This window comes from Pseudomonas sp. 5P_5.1_Bac1 (assembly GCF_025466015.1).
In the GTDB taxonomy this organism is placed as follows: Bacteria; Pseudomonadota; Gammaproteobacteria; order Pseudomonadales; family Pseudomonadaceae; genus Aquipseudomonas.
Genome location: NZ_JANLNX010000072.1, coordinates 1 through 677, shown reverse-complemented (window position 1 = coordinate 677; position 677 = coordinate 1). Strand labels below are relative to the sequence as shown.

Genomic DNA, 677 nt, shown 5'->3' with positions numbered 1-677 from the left:
GGCAAGCTGAACGACCAGGTGACCCTCGGTCTGGCCTACAGCTTCATCAACACCGACGTGAACGGCAAAAGCGGCAACAAGACTGAAGTCGACAGCCACGCCTTCACCCTGTACGGCGGCTACGAGCTGGGCAACTACTTCGTCGATGCCAGCCTGACCTACGGCGTCAACGACAACGACAGCAAGCGCAGCATCGCCGGCACCCAGGCCAAGGCCAGCTATGACAGCGACCTGCTGGGCCTGAACCTGGTCGGCGGTTACACCTGGAAGATCAACCCGCAACTGCTGGTCGAACCACGCCTGGCGGCGCGTTACAGCCAGGTCAACATCGACGGCTACCGCGAGAAGGGTTCTTCGGCCGCGCTGAAAGTCGAAGACCAGCGCTACGAAGCCATCGAACTGGGTGCGGGCGTCCGGGTTGCCGGCAGCTATGCACTGGGCGCCGGCACGCTGGAGCCGCAGGTCAAGCTGATGGCCTACCACGACTTCGCCGCCGACCAGTCCAGCAGCACCTCGACCTTCCTGCTGGGCAACACGCCGTTTGTGACCACCGGCGCCAAGGCCGTACGCAACAGCTACGAAGCCGGTATCGGTACCGACTACAAGCTGGGTGCAGTGACCCTGGGCGTGAACTACGACTACGTCGGCAAGTCGGGCTTCGATGCTGACGTGTTCAG

The 677-nt window shown here is 62.9% G+C and carries 1 protein-coding gene; it reads left to right on the top strand.

Annotated features, from left to right (window positions below; translation table 11 throughout):
• Nucleotides 1–677, top strand: a 677-nt coding sequence (locus NTD82_RS15915; RefSeq protein ID WP_262129403.1) for an autotransporter outer membrane beta-barrel domain-containing protein, incomplete at both ends; no start/stop codon positions are given.